Consider the following 15,462-nt stretch of genomic DNA (forward strand, 5'->3'; position numbering starts at 1 on the left):
GTTTGAGCCACAGTTTCAGTTATAAGCGGCGTGCCAAAACGAAACGGGGCCGCCCGAAGGCGACCCCGTTCCTTAGCTCTGCAGCTCCCCTCTGGGCGGTTTGGCTATGCTGCCAAGCGCCTGTGGGGCCGCCGGAATTCGCCTAAGCGAATTCGACGTTTTACATCATGCCGCCCATGCCGCCCATGTCGGGCATGCCGCCGCCAGCAGGTCCATCTTTCTGCGGCTTGTCAGCAACCATTGCTTCGGTAGTGATCAGCAAGCCGGCAACCGACGCTGCATCTTCCAATGCGGTACGGACAACTTTGGCCGGGTCAATCACGCCGAATGCGAACATGTCACCATATTCTTCAGTCTGCGCATTGAAGCCAAATGCCACATCGTCGCTTTCGCGAACTTTGCCAGCAACAACCGCACCGTCGACACCTGCGTTTTCAGCGATCTGGCGCAGAGGCGCTTCGATTGCCTTACGAACGATGTTGATGCCTGCGTCCTGATCAGCGTTTGCGCCTTGCAGAGTGTCCAGTGCTTTACCGGCCTGAACCAGAGCAACACCACCGCCCACAACAACGCCTTCTTGAACAGCAGCGCGGGTCGCGTTCAGAGCATCGTCCACACGGTCCTTACGCTCTTTCACTTCAACTTCGGTCATGCCGCCGACGCGGATAACAGCAACACCGCCTGCCAGTTTGGCAACGCGCTCTTGCAGCTTTTCACGGTCGTAGTCCGACGAGGTTTCTTCGATCTGGGTGCGGATCTGAGCAACACGTGCTTCGATCTCGGCTTTTTCGCCAGCACCGTCGACGATGGTGGTTTCGTCTTTGGTGATTTCGATTTTCTTGGCAGTGCCCAGCATGTCCATGGTCACGGACTCAAGCTTCATGCCCAGATCTTCGCTGATGACCTGACCGCCGGTCAGGATTGCGATGTCCTGCAGCATGGCCTTACGGCGATCGCCGAAGCCCGGTGCTTTGACAGCAGCAATTTTCAGGCCGCCGCGCAGTTTGTTAACAACCAGAGTTGCCAGCGCTTCGCCTTCAACGTCTTCTGCAATGATCAGCAGCGGCTTTTGCGACTGGATCACTTGCTCGAGCAGCGGAACCATCGGCTGAAGCGAGGACAGTTTCTTTTCGTGCAACAGGATCATGCAGTCTTCGAGGTCTGCAACCATCTTGTCAGCGTTGGTGACAAAGTAAGGCGACAGGTAGCCGCGGTCGAACTGCATGCCTTCGACAACATCGGTCTGGGTTTCCAGGCCTTTGTTTTCTTCGACGGTGATAACACCTTCGTTGCCGACCTTCTGCATCGCGTCTGCAATTTGCTGGCCGATCTCGGTTTCACCGTTGGAAGAAATGGTGCCAACCTGAGCAACTTCAGCCGAGTCCTTGACTTCACGCGAGGCGTTCTTGATGCCTTCAACAACCTTGGCAGTTGCCAGGTCGATGCCGCGCTTCAGGTCCATCGGGTTCAGGCCCGCTGCAACCTGCTTCAGACCTTCTTTGACGATGGACTGAGCCAGAACGGTTGCGGTGGTGGTGCCGTCGCCGGCTTCGTCATTGGTGCGGCTGGCGACTTCTTTCACCATCTGCGCGCCCATGTTTTCGAACTTGTCTTCCAGTTCGATTTCCTTGGCAACCGAAACACCGTCTTTGGTGATGCGCGGCGCGCCGAAAGATTTGTCCAGAACCACGTTGCGGCCTTTGGGGCCCAGGGTCACTTTGACAGCGTCGGCCAGGATGTTCACACCTGCCAGCATGCGGTTACGGGCATCGGTGTCGAACTTGACGTCCTTAGCAGCCATGTCGTTTCTCCTTGAGAAAATGTATTGGGATGAAGATCAGAGGAAGCGCGTGGGCTTACTCGATGATCCCCATGATGTCGCTTTCTTTCATCATCAGCAGCTCTTCGCCGTTGACCTGAACCTCAGTGCCCGACCATTTGCCGAACAGGATCTTGTCGCCAGCTTTTACAGCCATTGCGATCAGCTCGCCACTGTCCTTGCGTGCGCCTTCGCCGGTCGCAACAACTTCGCCTTCGCTGGGCTTTTCTTTTGCGCTGTCGGGAATGATCAGACCACCAGCGGTTTTCTCATCGCTTTCGGTACGGCGAACCAACACGCGGTCATGAAGCGGTTTCAATGCCATCTTTGCAGCTCCTTGGGCTCAAAGTTTATTTATCCTCCCCTCACCTTGCGGTGAGGCGTTAGCACTCGACCCTTGCGAGTGATAACGGCGTATAGCTAGGGGGTCGAAATCCCTGAGTCAACAAGCGTGAAGAATTTTTTATCCTTGGGACTCAGTCAGGCTGATCCCAGCTATAGGCCCAGTGCTTCAGACCCTCTTGTCCGGATTCCGACAAGGCGTAGACGCCTTTTTCAATTTTGTCGAACCAGCCATAATGGTTTTCGCGCATCAGCCGGGTCGCAATCGAAACACCGGTTGCCTTAGCAACATCTGCCCCTTTTGTGGCACCACATTCTGCAAGATGCGCCGCACAGCGCAAAGCATCCTGACGATAGGCGGTGACGAGGCCGTGGCGTGTGGCGCCGCCTGCGTTCGGATCACCTTCAAGCCTGTCAAACTCGCGCAGCAGCCGCGCTGTTTTGGCCTTGTCTTTTCGCGGGGCGTAGGGCCCAGGATCACAATGCACCTCGACAACGCCATCCGCCCGAACAGTTATCAGGCCAAGGCCCAACCTTCGACATAGCGCCGTGTTGTCCTTCAACGCCCGCTTGGCCGTGCGTCCGCGGGGCTTGAGAACACAGATATAGACATTTTCAGTAACCTTCAGTCGGGTGATTGCCTGGTGAAACAGCGCCAAGGAGAAACGCAACTTCAACTCTACAATCACAGGCTCTTCACCCTCACGAACAGCCATGACATCGACCGCACCGACCTCGCCTTTGACGGTATAGCCCTGACGCTCTAACAGCGCCTTGATTGGGGGGTAGAGATCCTGCTCGCGGTCCATGTGGCTCATGCTATTCGAATTACTGTGGAATGCCAGACACAGATCAGGTCAGTGTCCATCCTGGCAGGTTGAACACCGGCCTTGGCCCCGGCAAGGTCGCACCCCATATAGGGATTGATCCAACCAGGATGGTACGATGCGTTTTTTGATCTTTTTGGCTTGTCTGCTGGTACCTTTCTCGGCCCAAGCGGCCTGCGAGGGGCGCGACCTGAGGTCTGACCTAAGTCCAGAGGCGCAAGCTGATTTGCAGCAGGCTTTGGCCGACTTCCCGTACCCGGAAGGCAATCACTGGATCGCGACAAAAGGCGATACAGTTCTGCATCTGATAGGAACGCTGCACACAAACGACCCGCGTATGGACGCCGTCACAGAAAGGCTGGAACCGACACTCAGCCAGGCGGATGCGTTCTATTTCGAAGTGACCCAGGACGAAATGACTGCATTTGAACAGGAACTGGCCAAAGACCTCAGCCCTGTTCTGATCACCTCAGGTCCCACCCTGATTGAGCTGATGCCGGAAGAAGACTGGGCCGCCCTGTCCAGCGGCCTGGCAGAGCGTGGCATCCCCAGTTGGATGGCTGCAAAAATGCGCCCCTGGTTTCTGAGCATGATGCTGGGTGTCCCCCCATGCATGACCGAGAATCCGGAAGCCAGCTATGGAATGGACGCGCGCCTGACCGACATGGCCGAAGCCCATGACATCCCCCAGTACTCTTTAGAGCAGATTAATGATCTGATGGCGATGTTTGACCAGCACCCGATCGAAAAGCAGGTGCAATCACTGATCCGCATGGCCAGTGCCTTTGAAAGCAGCGAGGATCAGCTGGCAACTATGGTCAATGCCTATCTGGAAGAAAAGCACGCAGAGATCATCCAATTTGCCAGACTACAGGGGCTTGAAACCTCCGGTCTGTCGCAAGAGGTTTTCGACGAAGAGTGGTCCAGTTTCGAACAGCAACTTCTAGTCGGGCGCAACAACAACTGGATGCAGCACATATTGGCCATTCAGGACCAAACGGTGGTCATTGCTGTGGGCGCCGGACATTTGGGCGATGACCACGGTCTGTTGAACCAGTTGGAACAGGCTGGATACACGCTGAAACGTGCCGCTTTCTAGGCCCGGCCTTACCCTTCGTCGCAGTTTACGCAGGGGCGGGTGACAAGTGTGCCAGACCACCCTATAAGGCGCCCAAATCTACTCTCCTCAGGACGCTGAAATGACAACCCTCGTATTTGGACATAAATCCCCCGACACTGATTCCACCGGTTCGCCGATCCTGTGGTCGTGGTACATGAACGAAATCAAAGGCGAACAGGCCGAGCCTGTCCTGCTGGGTGAACCCAACACTGAAGCAGCCTTTATGCTGCAGCACTGGGACCTGCCCAAGCCGCGCATCATCACAGACGTAGAGGCTGACGCACCGGTTGTTATTGTCGACACGAACAACCCCGCCGAGCTGCCCGCCAGTATCAACGGCGCCGATATCCGCGCCATTATCGACCACCATAAACTGGTCGGCGGTCTGGAAACCAAAGGCCCGATCGACATCACCGTGCGGCCGCTGGCCTGCACCGCCACTATCATGGTCGACATGATCGGCGACGATGCCGCCAAAATGCCCGATGCCATCAAAGGCGCGGCGCTGACCTGCATCCTGTCGGACACGTTGGAATTCCGCTCGCCCACCACAACCGCGCATGACCGCGCTGTGGCCGAAAAACTGGCCGCGGATCTGGGTCTGGACGTCTCGGCCTATGCTGCAGAAATGTTCGCGGCCAAATCAGATGTGTCCTCATTCTCGGACGCCGAGCTGATCCGGATGGACAGCAAGGAATACGAAGTCGACGGCACCAAATTCCGCGTTTCGGTTCTGGAAACCACAGCACCGGGTGTCGTGCTGGACCGCAAAGACAGCCTTGCGGCGTCGATGGCCGACGTAGCCAAAGAGGACGGTGTCGATCAGGTATTGCTGTTCGTGGTCGATATTCTGAACGAAGAAGCCACCCTACTGGTTCCCAACGATCTGGTCAAAGCCGTGGCCGAGAAAAGCTTTGGCGCTTCGGTTGATGGCGACGCGGTCGTTCTGCCCGGGATCATGAGCCGTAAGAAACAGATCATTCCGAACCTCAAGGTCTGATCCCAAAATCACCAAAGGCGCCTTGATCGGGCGCCTTTTTTGCTAGGCATTGCCCTTACTGGCCAAACACCACACGCACTGTCTTAGGCTCAAACGACACTCTTTCCAGATCAATGGGGGCCCATCATGACGCAGATCATCCACGCATTGCCCGAGGTTTCCAGCCGTTATAAGGCCCTGTTCGTCGATCTTTGGGGCTGTGTTCACAATGGCATCACCGCTTACCCCGAAGCGGTTGCGGCCCTGCAGGCCTATCGCGCGCAGGGTGGCATTGTTGTCCTGGTGACAAACTCACCCAAACCGCGTGCTGGCGTCGCCACCCAGCTGGCGCAATTCAATGTCCCAGACGACGCCTATGACACGATTGCAACCAGCGGAGATTCGGCCCGGTCGGCCATGTTCCGGGGCGCAGTGGGCGAAAAGGTCTATTTCATGGGCGAATGGCAGCGGGACGCGGGATTCTTTGAACCGCTGAAGTTGTTGGACCACCCGATTCATATCGAGCGCGTGCCGCTGGCCGAGGCAGAGGGCATTGCTTGTTGCGGCCCCTTCGATCCTATGGCCGATCCGTCCGTGAACCGTGCTGATTTCCTGTACGCCAAACAAAAGGGGCTGAAGCTGCTTTGTGCCAATCCCGATATTGTGGTGGACCGCGGCGAGGTTCGGGAGTGGTGCGCTGGTGCGTTAGCCAGGCTTTATACGGAAATGGGTGGCGAAAGCCTATATTTCGGAAAGCCTCATCCGCCGATCTATGATCTTGCCCGCCGCAGGTTGCAGGAACTTGGCCACGACATCCCCGATGGGGACATTCTTGTCATCGGAGACGGTCCGCACACCGACATTCTGGGGGGAATGGGGGAAGGCATTGATTCTCTTTTCATCTCGGGCGGGCTAGCCGCGGCCGAGACAAAAACCGAGGCACATCCGCATCATGAATCCCTAACTGATTATATTCAAAAGGAAAAGATAAACCCGACCTATACGATCGGCCGCCTTAGGTAGTCAAAAAAGGCTTGATTTTCTGCAGTTGCAAAGTAATAAAGTTTCCCAACAGGGGTGACTTTGATTTTTTTGTTGCCCGATGAATTCGAGTGAGGGCAACATGTTGGATAATCTTCCACGCGGCACGATCTGTATTGAAGACATCGAGATGGGCATGTCCCGTCACCTTCGTAAAGTGGTGACGGACGAGGATATCGAAATGTTCGCTCAGGTGTCGACCGACAGAAACCCCGTACATCTGGACGACGATTACGCCCGCGACACGATCTTCGAGGGGCGCATCGCGCATGGGATGCTGACCGCGGGTCTGATCTCGGCCGTGATCGGCGAGCAGTTGCCAGGCCACGGCACAGTTTACATGGGGCAGTCGCTGAAGTTTCTCGCTCCTGTTCGCCCGGGTGACATGGTCTATGCCGAGGTCAAGGTGATCGACATTGATTTTGCCAAGCGTCGGGTCAAGCTCGATTGTCACTGCGCAGTGGATGGCAAGAAGGTGCTGGTCGGCGAAGCCATGGTGCTGGCCCCGTCGCGCAAATTCGACTGAGCGTTTCCGGGGGTCTCAGACCCTTGAACAAGCGCGCCTGTCCCGCTAGGCAGTCGCTATGCGCATCATTCGTGACCTCCAATTCATCGAACCCCAAGATCGCGGCGCCAGCGTGGCGATCGGGAATTTCGACGGCGTTCATATCGGCCACCAATCTGTGATTGAACTGGCCCTCAGCGCCGCGCCGAGTGCACCTTTGGGCGTACTTACATTCGAGCCGCATCCCAGAGAATACTTCGCCCCGGACACCCCGCCCTTTCGCCTGATGCGCGGCAATGCCCGCGCGCACCGGTTAGCAAAACTGGGGGTCGAAAAGCTGTATGAGCTGCCGTTCAACGCCGCATTGGCTGGCCTGACGCCCAGGGAATTCGCCCGCAACGTAATCTGCGACGGGCTCGGCCTGTCGCATGTCGTCGTAGGTGCCGATTTCTGTTTCGGCAAAGGCCGCAGCGGCACCGCTGATGACTTGGTGCTCTTTGGGCAAGAGATGGGGTTCGGTGTCACCATCGCTCCGTTGATGGAGCGGTCCGAAAATGTCGTTTCTTCCACTGCGATCCGTACTGCACTAACCGAGGGCCGCCCGCAGGATGCCGCTACTATGTTGGGTCACTGGCACCGGATCGAAGGCGAGGTGATCGGAGGCGAACAACGGGGCCGTGAACTGGGATTTCCCACCGCAAACATGTCCATTGAGGGGCTGCATCCGCCAAGATTCGGCGTCTATGCCGTTCTGGTCGATGTTCTGGATGGACCTCATCTGGGCAGCCATCAGGGCGCAGCCTCGGTTGGGACGCGACCGATGTTCAATGGTGAAGTCCCCAATATCGAAACCTTCCTGTTCGACTTCTCGGGTGACCTTTATGGCGCGACCCTGTCGGTGGGTCTGGTAGAATACCTGCGCCCCGAGATGACCTTTGACGGTCTGGACGGCCTGATCGCGCAGATGGATGCCGATTGCGACAAGGCCCGCGGCCTGCTGGCGGACCGATGACAACGGATCCGATCGACCGCACCGGCCTGGCCCCCAGGTTCTGGGAACGAAAACCGCTAACCCGCATGAACCAAGCCGAATGGGAAGCTTTGTGCGATGGCTGCGGCAAATGTTGTCTGAACAAACTGGAAGATGAAGACACCGGCGAGGTTGCCCTGACCTGCGTCGCCTGCCGTCTGCTGGATGACGAAAGTTGCCGCTGCACCCAATACGATATCCGCCACCAATTTGTGCCGGAATGTATCGTGATGACGCCGGGCAACATCAACGATCACGCCTATTGGCTGCCACAGACCTGTGCCTATCGCCTGTTGTGGGAGGGCAAACCCCTACACGACTGGCACCCCTTGATTTCTGGCACACCGGACAGCGTTCATGCCGCCGGAGTCTCGGTTCAGGGGCGCACGGTATCGGAACTCGAAACTCCGCTGGAGGAGTGGGAAGATCATATCATCGAGGAGCCCAGCTAATGTACTTTGCCTCTGACAATTCGGGGCCGGTTCACCCGGCGGTCATGGAAGCGCTGAATGCTGCCAATCAGGGCTATCAGATGGCCTATGGAACCGACACCCTGATGAATGAGGTCCGGGATCGCATTCGCGGGGTGTTCGAGGCACCTGGCGCCGCCGTGTATCTGGTGGCCACCGGGACGGCCGCGAATTCGCTGGCGCTGGCGACGCTGGCGCAGCCGTGGGAGACGGTGTTCTGCTCACCTGTGGCCCATATCCACGAGGATGAGTGCAACGCGCCCGAGTTTTACAGCGGCGCCAAGCTGACGCTGGTTCCGGGCGCGGACAAGATGGCGCCGGACGCGCTGCGCGGCTCGATTCTGGCCGAAGAAACACGCGGCGTGCATGGACCGCAGCGCGGACCTGTATCCATTACGCAGGTGACCGAACGAGGGTCTGTTTACACCCTGTCAGAATTGCAGGCGCTCTGCGCTGTGGCCAAAGAGTATGGGCTGCCAGTCCATTTGGACGGTGCGCGTTTTTCCAACGCCCTTGTTGCGTTGAACTGCTCACCCGCCGAGATGACGTGGAAAGCAGGCGTGGATGCGGTCAGTTTTGGCGGGACCAAAAACGGGCTGATGGGCGTCGAAGCCGTTGTCTTCTTTGATGAAAGCAAAGCCTGGGAATTCGAATTGCGCCGCAAGCGCGGGGCGCACCTGTTCTCCAAGCACCGCTATCTGTCCGCCCAAATGGCGGCGTATCTGCAGGATGATCTGTGGCTGACACTGGCCCGTCAGGCCAATAACAACTGCGCCCGTCTGACCGAGGGATTGCAGTCCAAAGGTGCCTCTTTCCTGCACGCGCCGCAGGCGAATATGATTTTTGCCCAGTTTTCACGCGCCCAACACAAGCAACTGCATGCCGCAGGTGCTGTTTACCACCTGTGGGGGGCAGAACTGGACGGGGCAGATGACAGCGAAATTCTAGCCTGTCGGCTGGTTTGTGACTGGTCCATCGAGCCTGCGCAAATTGATCGGTTCATCGCGCTCTTGTAACGACGCACCCGAAGCTTCAGGCAGTGGCAGGCAGTCTGTTCCAAAAAGCCTCGATCAGAGTGCCGGTCTCTGTCGGGTGGGAGATCGGAGCCATATGCCCTGCCCCTTCGATCACGGCGCTTTCGGCCATTGGAAGACGGGATTTCAATCCAGAGTTTATCGCGACCATCACTGGGTGGGTGAGCGCCCCATGCAGCAGCAATACCGGCATATTGGCGTGTGCGATCCGCTCGGGCCGTAGCAAACCTTTGGAATCCATTATCAGTTCGTTTTCGACCTCGGATACCAGATGAATTCCACGCACCATCCCCGCCCGTGCAGTTTCGGGCATGTCTGACCAACGCGGTCCCCTATCTCCGGCCCACAACCGGTTGAACAGCCTTGCCGCCAGAGGTTCGTCGCCTGATGCAAGCGCGTCCATACAGGGTTGGGCAACATGCGCGTATTCCGCCACAAGGTCCGGGGCCTCCTGCTGTGCCACGGCAAAATACACCGGTTCTATCAGGACGACACTGCGAACCAATGTTGGGTGCTCGACCGCCAGCCGCAAGGCTATCGCCGCGCCAAAAGAATGCCCGACCACGTCCATCGGCTCGGTCAGATGTTCAAGTGTGGCTTCGGTCAGCCGGTCATACAGATCCCCCTGGCGATCCCAGTCCGGGCTGCGCCCATGGGACAGCATATCCGGTGCAATAAAACTTGCCTGCCCTTTCATCGCCGCGGCTAGGCCTGCCCAGACCCCGGAATGAGCAATGGTACAATGCAAGGCCAGCACAGGGCGATCACCCTGCCCCAGCCGCGTGACATGCAGGTTCTGCGCAACAGCCATTATAGAATCCTATCCCCTCAGATCGGCCAGATGCCTGTCCAGGTCGTCCAACCTGTCCTGACCCCAGAACCGCTGATCGTCTTCCGTTAAATAGAACGGAGCTCCAAAAACTCCGCGTTCCACGGCTTCTTCCAGATTGGCGGTATAGGTCTCAGCCCCGAGCAGCAAGCCGCCAACGGCCAGATCCGGGGAAAACCCTGCGTCAGCCAGGCAAGCGCGGATCACGTCGTCCTGCGCGATGTCCTTTTCCTCGGCCCAGCAGGCGCGTACAAAGGAATGCACCAGCTGCCCCACATTCCCCGACCCGTCCTGAATGGCCGCGATAATGGCATAGGAAGACGGCGCCGCATTGGTGGGCCAATGGGCCGGTTGCAGGTTGAACGCCATACCCAGCTTTTTTGACTGTCGCTGCATTTCTTGCGTCCGGTATTCGATGCGCGAGATATGGCGGTCCTTGGGCGGAACACCTCCCGTACGTCCGAACAGGGCGACGATATCAAGCGGCTTGTAGTTGATTGTCGCACCATGTTTGGCCGCAATCTCCTCCAGGCGCAGTCCCGCCAGGTAGGTGTATGGCGAGAGTGTCGCAAAATAGTAGTCAATTTGGGCCATGTTCACTTTCTCCGCAGCGTTATCTTTGCTGGACGGTAAGGCCATGCTAAGCGGTGTCAACATCACGAATCTGTCACATTTGCCATTGCTGCCCGGGGACCTCAGCCGATGCCGACACTTCACGAACCCAAGTTAATCGCTGGGAACGCTAATCTTCCGCTTGCCGAATCCATTGCACGCCGAATGAGCCTGTATCGCGGCGTCGATCAGGGTCTGGTCGATGCCCGGGTCGAACGGTTTAACGACGGTGAAATCTTTGTCGAAGTGTTCGAGAACGTGCGCGGCGAAGATATGTTCATCGTCCAACCCACCTCGAACCCGGCCAATGACAATCTGATGGAGCTGCTCATCATTGCTGATGCGCTGCGCCGTTCGTCGGCCCAACGGATTACCGCCGTGATCCCCTATTTCGGCTATGCCCGCCAGGACCGCCGCACCAAGGCCCGCACACCGATCAGCGCCAAGCTGGTGGCCAACATGCTGACTGGCGCCGGGATCGAGCGCATCCTGACCATGGATCTGCACGCAGCGCAGATTCAGGGGTTCTTCGACATGCCTGTCGACAACCTTTATGCCTCGCCGATCTTTGCGCTGGATGTGAAACATCAGTTCAAGGACAGCCTCGACGAGATCATGGTCGTTTCGCCCGATGTGGGCGGCGTGGCCCGCGCGCGCGAGTTGGCCAAGCGGATCAACGCCCCGCTGTCGATCGTGGACAAACGCCGCGAAAAAGCCGGCGAAGTCGCTGAGATGACCGTAATTGGCGATGTCAGAGACAAGATCTGTTTGATCGTGGACGACATGTGCGACACGGCCGGTACCCTGTGCAAAGCGGCGCAAGTACTGCTGGATAATGGTGCGAAAGAAGTTCATTCCTACATCACACACGGCGTCATGAGCGGCCCTGCGGTCGAACGCGTGACCAATTCGGTGATGAAATCTCTGGTGCTGACCGACACGATCCAGCCGACAGAAGAAATAACCAAGGCCAAGAACATCCGCATCGTGCCCACGGCCCCGATCTTTACGCAGGCGATCCTGAATATCTGGAACGGCACCAGTGTATCGTCATTGTTCGAGGATAAGACGCTGACGCCGATCTACGAGTCGATGTATCATAGGGATTGATCGAACGCGGCGGCCCAAGGGCCGCCTCTTTTCTTTCTGAAATTCAGGTCGGAGTTTACCGTGACAGCCTCAAAACGCATTGTTCTATCCAGCGACCACGCAGCTATCGAATTACGCCAGGCGGTTGCCTCTCATATTGCGGCCCAGGGATGGGACGTCGTCGATATCGGCCCCAAGACACCTGAGAGCACCCATTACCCTGTTCATGGCAAGGCCGCCGCCCAAGCAGTGGCTTCCGGGGATTGTCAGCTTGGCATCGTTCTGTGTGGAACGGGTCAAGGTATCATGATGGCGGCCAACAAGGTCCCCGGCATTCGCTGCGGTGTCTGCTCGGATGCCTTTTCCGCACGCATGATCCGCCAGCATAACGACGCCAACATGCTGTCTGTCGGCGCCCGGGTCGTGGGTGAGGGTCAGGCGCTGGATATAGTGGATGCGTTCCTGTCAGCCGAATTCGAAGGCGGACGGCATGCACACCGGGTCGCCATGATAGAGGCATTGGACGAGTCCTAAACCCAAGGCTGGCTTCACAGAATATCCCAGTCATCCTCATGCGGCACCTCGCCGAACGCTGTCCAAGATATTCGGATGCGCGCGATGCGGGTATCCGACCAGGTACGGAACACCGCAGCAAATCCCTCGGGCGTGATGTCCTCGGCCTTGACCTCGGCGCGCAATGCCGAAGATGTATCAACATCCCACAGTGACACGCTGATCTGTACAACAGGCGCGGAACGGAATGGCTGGCTGAATTCTATGTCCGACCGTCGTTCGCGCGGCCCCTCGCCTGTCCACATGTCACCGCCATCTGCGAAGTCGGAGAACAGCACAACTTCGCCTTGGTCGATACCAATCGGATGGGTACTAAAAGTCTGCATTTTGTCGTCTTTTATAAAGAATTACGGAACCTTAGACCGCCCTTCATCCAAAATCACCACAAAAAAACGGCCCCGCACAGGCAGGGCCGTTTCTAAATCTACATGTCCTGAAACTTACAGGCTCATATGTGTCCCAAGAGCTTCCATATCGGCCAGCAGCTTGGCCGCATCGTCGACGACTGATTGATCGTCGCCGCCTTTGGCCGCGTCATGCGACGCACGTGCCTCGGCGATCAGATCGTCCAGATGCGCGCGGGTCACTTCAGAGACCGGAATGGCCTTCTCGGCCAGAACCGACATGCTGTCGCCATTGATCTGGGCAAACCCGCCGGTGACCAGGTATTCGCTGGACCCTTCGGGTGCCTCGACCTTTAGCAGACCGGGGCGCAACGTGGTGATGGTGGGGGCATGATCGGGCATCGCCGTCATGTCCCCGTCCGCGCCGGGAAGCTGGACCGCAGTCACCGCGAGTGAAGCAAGGCTCCGCTCGGGGCTGACGAGGTCAAAGTGCATCGTGTTTGCCATCAGGTGTGCTCCTTAGGCGGCTTCTGCGGCCATCTTTTCCGCTTTGGCGATCACTTCATCGATGCCGCCAACCATCAGGAAGGCTGCCTCGGGCAGGTGATCGTATTCGCCGGCCACAACGGCCTTGAACGACGCGATGGTGACATCCAGAGGAACCTGAACACCAGGCGAGCCAGTGAAGACTTCGGCCACGTCAAACGGCTGCGACAGGAAGCGTTCAATCTTACGGGCACGGGCCACGGTCAGTTTGTCTTCTTCCGACAGTTCGTCCATGCCGAGGATCGCGATGATGTCCTGCAGCGACTTATAGCGCTGGAGGATCTGCTGAACGTCAGTCGCAACGGTATAATGCTCTTCACCGACGATGGCCGGGTCGAGCAGACGCGAGGTCGAGTCGAGCGGGTCAACGGCAGGGTAGATACCCTTTTCCGAGATCGCACGGTTCAGAACGGTGGTCGCATCCAAGTGTGCGAACGAGGTGGCCGGCGCAGGGTCGGTCAAGTCATCCGCAGGAACATAGACGGCCTGAACCGACGTGATCGAGCCGGACTTGGTCGAGGTGATGCGTTCCTGCATCGCGCCCATGTCGGTCGCCAGTGTCGGCTGATAGCCCACCGCCGAAGGAATACGACCCAGCAGAGCCGAAACCTCGGAACCCGCCTGCGTAAAGCGGAAGATGTTGTCGACAAAGAACAGAACGTCGGCACCGGTTGCATCACGGAACTGTTCCGCCAGGGTCAGACCCGACAGAGCGATCCGCATACGGGCACCCGGAGGCTCGTTCATCTGGCCGTAAACCAGCGCGATTTTCGAGTCTTCCAGCTTGTCGGGAACGATAACGCCGGATTCAATCATCTCGTGATACAGGTCGTTGCCTTCACGGGTCCGCTCACCAACACCGGCGAACACGGACACGCCTGAGTGCACTTTGGCGATGTTGTTGATCAATTCCATGATCAGAACGGTTTTGCCAACACCGGCGCCGCCGAACAGGCCGATCTTACCGCCTTTGGCGTAAGGGGCCAGCAGGTCAACAACCTTGATACCGGTCACCAGAACTTCGGATTCAGTGGCCTGATCCGCGAAATCCGGCGCGTCCTGGTGGATGGAGCGCGTTTCGGTGGTTTCCACGGGACCTTTTTCGTCGATGGGCTCGCCCACAACGTTCAGGATACGGCCCAGGGTGGCGTTGCCGACCGGAACCGCGATGGGTGCGCCGGTGTCCGTGACTTCGGCACCACGTACAAGACCTTCTGTCGCGTCCATCGCAATGGTGCGGACAGTGTTTTCGCCCAGGTGCTGTGCCACTTCCAAAACCAGCTTCTTGCCGTTGTTGGTGGTGTCCAGCGCGTTCAAAATTTCAGGCAGTTCATCTTCGAAGTGCACGTCAACAACGGCCCCGATGATCTGTGTGACTTTGCCTTTTGCATTCGCCATGTTTCGTCTCCGGTTTGTCTCTACAGCGCTTCGGCGCCGGAAATAATTTCAATCAGCTCGTTGGTGATCACGGCTTGACGCGAACGGTTGAACTGGATCGTCAGCTTGTCGATCATCTCACCCGCGTTGCGTGTCGCGTTGTCCATCGCGGACATCCGTGCACCCTGTTCCGAGGCCCCGTTTTCGAGCAGTCCCGAGAAGATCGCAGTCGCAACCGCCTTGGGCAGCAGATCGGCCAGGATGGCCTCTTCACTGGGCTCATAATCAAAGACCGCGCCGCTGTCGTCCCCTTCGACATCCTCGAACGAGGCAGGGATGATCTGCTGTGCCGTCGGGGTCTGGCTTACGACGTTGACGAACTTCGAGTAGAAGATCGTGGCAACGTCGAACTCACCCGCGTCGAAACGGGACAGGACGTCTTTGGCGATGTCCTGCGCGTTGGTATACCCCAGACGTTTAACTTCGCTCAGATCGACATGGCCCACGAACAGATCGCCAAAGTCGCGCTTGATTGCGTCACGACCTTTTTTGCCAACGGTCAGAATCTTAACCGTTTTGCCCTTGGCCTTCAGCTCATATGCTTTGGCGCGGGCCAGCTTGGCGATGTTCGAATTGAAGCCGCCACACAGGCCGCGTTCAGCTGTCATGACAACCAGCAGATGGACATCATCACTGCCCGTACCCCGGAGCAGCTTGGGGGCGCTGTCGCTGCCCCCGACCGATGCCGCCAGCCCCGCCATCACGGCATTGAACCGTGCGGCATAGGGGCGCGAGGCTTCGGCAGATTCCTGGGCGCGGCGCAGTTTTGCGGCCGCGACCATCTGCATGGCCTTGGTGATCTTGCGGGTCGATTTGACCGACTCGATCCTGTTTTTTAGATCCTTAAGATTTGGCATGTGCCCGC

General features: G+C 57.8%; 18 protein-coding genes. 9 read left to right on the forward strand and 9 right to left on the reverse strand.

Translation table 11 applies throughout. The features are described from left to right. Positions 1-160: 160 nt before the first annotated feature. The 3 genes from groL to AC2FH9_RS13795 all read right to left on the reverse strand — a co-directional run bounded on the left by groL (position 161) and on the right by AC2FH9_RS13795 (position 2,970). Positions 161-1,801, reverse strand: coding sequence for a chaperonin GroEL (gene groL, locus AC2FH9_RS13785; protein WP_142636527.1), 1,641 nt, complete (start codon positions 1,799-1,801; stop codon positions 161-163). Between the two features lie 55 nt (positions 1,802-1,856). Then, positions 1,857-2,144 carry a co-chaperone GroES gene (locus AC2FH9_RS13790; protein ID WP_120632017.1) on the reverse strand — a complete coding sequence of 96 codons (288 nt, stop codon included), beginning with the start codon at positions 2,142-2,144 and terminating at the stop codon, positions 1,857-1,859. Positions 2,145-2,295: 151 nt separating this feature from the next. Continuing rightward, positions 2,296-2,970: a DUF2161 domain-containing phosphodiesterase gene (locus tag AC2FH9_RS13795; RefSeq protein WP_496871927.1), complete on the reverse strand. Its 675-nt coding sequence runs from the start codon at positions 2,968-2,970 to the stop codon at positions 2,296-2,298. A 136-nt stretch (positions 2,971-3,106) separates the two neighbouring features. Here AC2FH9_RS13795 and AC2FH9_RS13800 point away from each other — a divergent pair, with 136 nt between their 5' ends. The 7 genes from AC2FH9_RS13800 (at position 3,107) to AC2FH9_RS13830 (ending at position 9,149) form a co-directional block, all read left to right on the forward strand. Continuing rightward, entirely contained in the window at positions 3,107-4,087 is a 981-nt protein-coding gene (locus tag AC2FH9_RS13800; RefSeq protein ID WP_282021526.1) for a TraB/GumN family protein, read from the forward strand. Positions 4,088-4,187: 100 nt separating this feature from the next. After that, positions 4,188-5,108: a manganese-dependent inorganic pyrophosphatase gene (locus AC2FH9_RS13805; protein ID WP_281972652.1), complete on the forward strand. Its 921-nt coding sequence runs from the start codon at positions 4,188-4,190 to the stop codon at positions 5,106-5,108. Positions 5,109-5,234: 126 nt separating this feature from the next. Next, entirely contained in the window at positions 5,235-6,110 is an 876-nt protein-coding gene (locus tag AC2FH9_RS13810) for an HAD family hydrolase (RefSeq protein WP_142636518.1), read from the forward strand. Positions 6,111-6,210: 100 nt separating this feature from the next. After that, entirely contained in the window at positions 6,211-6,654 is a 444-nt protein-coding gene (locus tag AC2FH9_RS13815; RefSeq protein WP_074736482.1) for a MaoC family dehydratase, read from the forward strand. 58 nt (positions 6,655-6,712) lie between these two features. Next, positions 6,713-7,645 carry a bifunctional riboflavin kinase/FAD synthetase gene (locus tag AC2FH9_RS13820; RefSeq protein ID WP_496750301.1) on the forward strand — a complete coding sequence of 311 codons (933 nt, stop codon included), beginning with the start codon at positions 6,713-6,715 and terminating at the stop codon, positions 7,643-7,645. Then, entirely contained in the window at positions 7,642-8,115 is a 474-nt protein-coding gene (locus tag AC2FH9_RS13825; protein ID WP_496871908.1) for a YcgN family cysteine cluster protein, read from the forward strand. The genes AC2FH9_RS13820 and AC2FH9_RS13825 overlap by 4 nt, the downstream gene beginning before the upstream one ends. After that, positions 8,115-9,149, forward strand: a complete 1,035-nt coding sequence (locus tag AC2FH9_RS13830; RefSeq protein WP_496750302.1) for a threonine aldolase family protein — start codon at positions 8,115-8,117, stop codon at positions 9,147-9,149. Before AC2FH9_RS13825 ends, AC2FH9_RS13830 begins: the two co-directional genes overlap by 1 nt. A 16-nt stretch (positions 9,150-9,165) precedes the next feature. On the opposite strand, the gene AC2FH9_RS13835 is transcribed toward AC2FH9_RS13830, so the two are convergent. Continuing rightward, on the reverse strand, positions 9,166-9,978 hold the full coding sequence (locus AC2FH9_RS13835; protein ID WP_496750303.1) for an alpha/beta fold hydrolase: 813 nt from the start codon (positions 9,976-9,978) through the stop codon (positions 9,166-9,168). A 9-nt stretch (positions 9,979-9,987) separates the two neighbouring features. Then, a complete protein-coding gene (locus tag AC2FH9_RS13840; protein ID WP_496750304.1) occupies positions 9,988-10,590 on the reverse strand; it encodes a 2-hydroxychromene-2-carboxylate isomerase in 603 nt (200 codons plus the stop codon). 108 nt (positions 10,591-10,698) lie between these two features. Between AC2FH9_RS13840 and AC2FH9_RS13845 the strand changes: the two genes are divergently transcribed. Together AC2FH9_RS13845 and rpiB are read left to right on the forward strand one after the other, a co-directional pair. Beyond that, the gene (locus AC2FH9_RS13845) at positions 10,699-11,718 is read left to right on the forward strand and encodes a ribose-phosphate pyrophosphokinase (protein ID WP_142636504.1); all 1,020 of its coding nucleotides are present in this window, start codon (positions 10,699-10,701) and stop codon (positions 11,716-11,718) included. A 60-nt stretch (positions 11,719-11,778) separates the two neighbouring features. Continuing rightward, a complete protein-coding gene (rpiB, locus tag AC2FH9_RS13850) occupies positions 11,779-12,231 on the forward strand; it encodes a ribose 5-phosphate isomerase B (protein ID WP_281972651.1) in 453 nt (150 codons plus the stop codon). 14 nt (positions 12,232-12,245) lie between these two features. Here the strand turns inward: rpiB and AC2FH9_RS13855 are convergent, their stop codons facing one another. The 4 genes from AC2FH9_RS13855 to AC2FH9_RS13870 form a co-directional block, all read right to left on the reverse strand. Then, the gene (locus AC2FH9_RS13855; protein WP_142636499.1) at positions 12,246-12,596 is read right to left on the reverse strand and encodes an H-type lectin domain-containing protein; all 351 of its coding nucleotides are present in this window, start codon (positions 12,594-12,596) and stop codon (positions 12,246-12,248) included. 114 nt (positions 12,597-12,710) lie between these two features. After that, entirely contained in the window at positions 12,711-13,121 is a 411-nt protein-coding gene (locus tag AC2FH9_RS13860) for a F0F1 ATP synthase subunit epsilon (protein ID WP_142636498.1), read from the reverse strand. Between the two features lie 12 nt (positions 13,122-13,133). Beyond that, positions 13,134-14,558 carry a F0F1 ATP synthase subunit beta gene (gene atpD / locus AC2FH9_RS13865; RefSeq protein WP_282021532.1) on the reverse strand — a complete coding sequence of 475 codons (1,425 nt, stop codon included), beginning with the start codon at positions 14,556-14,558 and terminating at the stop codon, positions 13,134-13,136. A gap of 20 nt (positions 14,559-14,578) precedes the next feature. Further along, on the reverse strand, positions 14,579-15,454 hold the full coding sequence (locus AC2FH9_RS13870; protein WP_496691024.1) for a F0F1 ATP synthase subunit gamma: 876 nt from the start codon (positions 15,452-15,454) through the stop codon (positions 14,579-14,581). Positions 15,455-15,462 lie beyond the last annotated feature (8 nt).

This window comes from Ruegeria sp. CDSC081 (assembly GCF_059610485.1).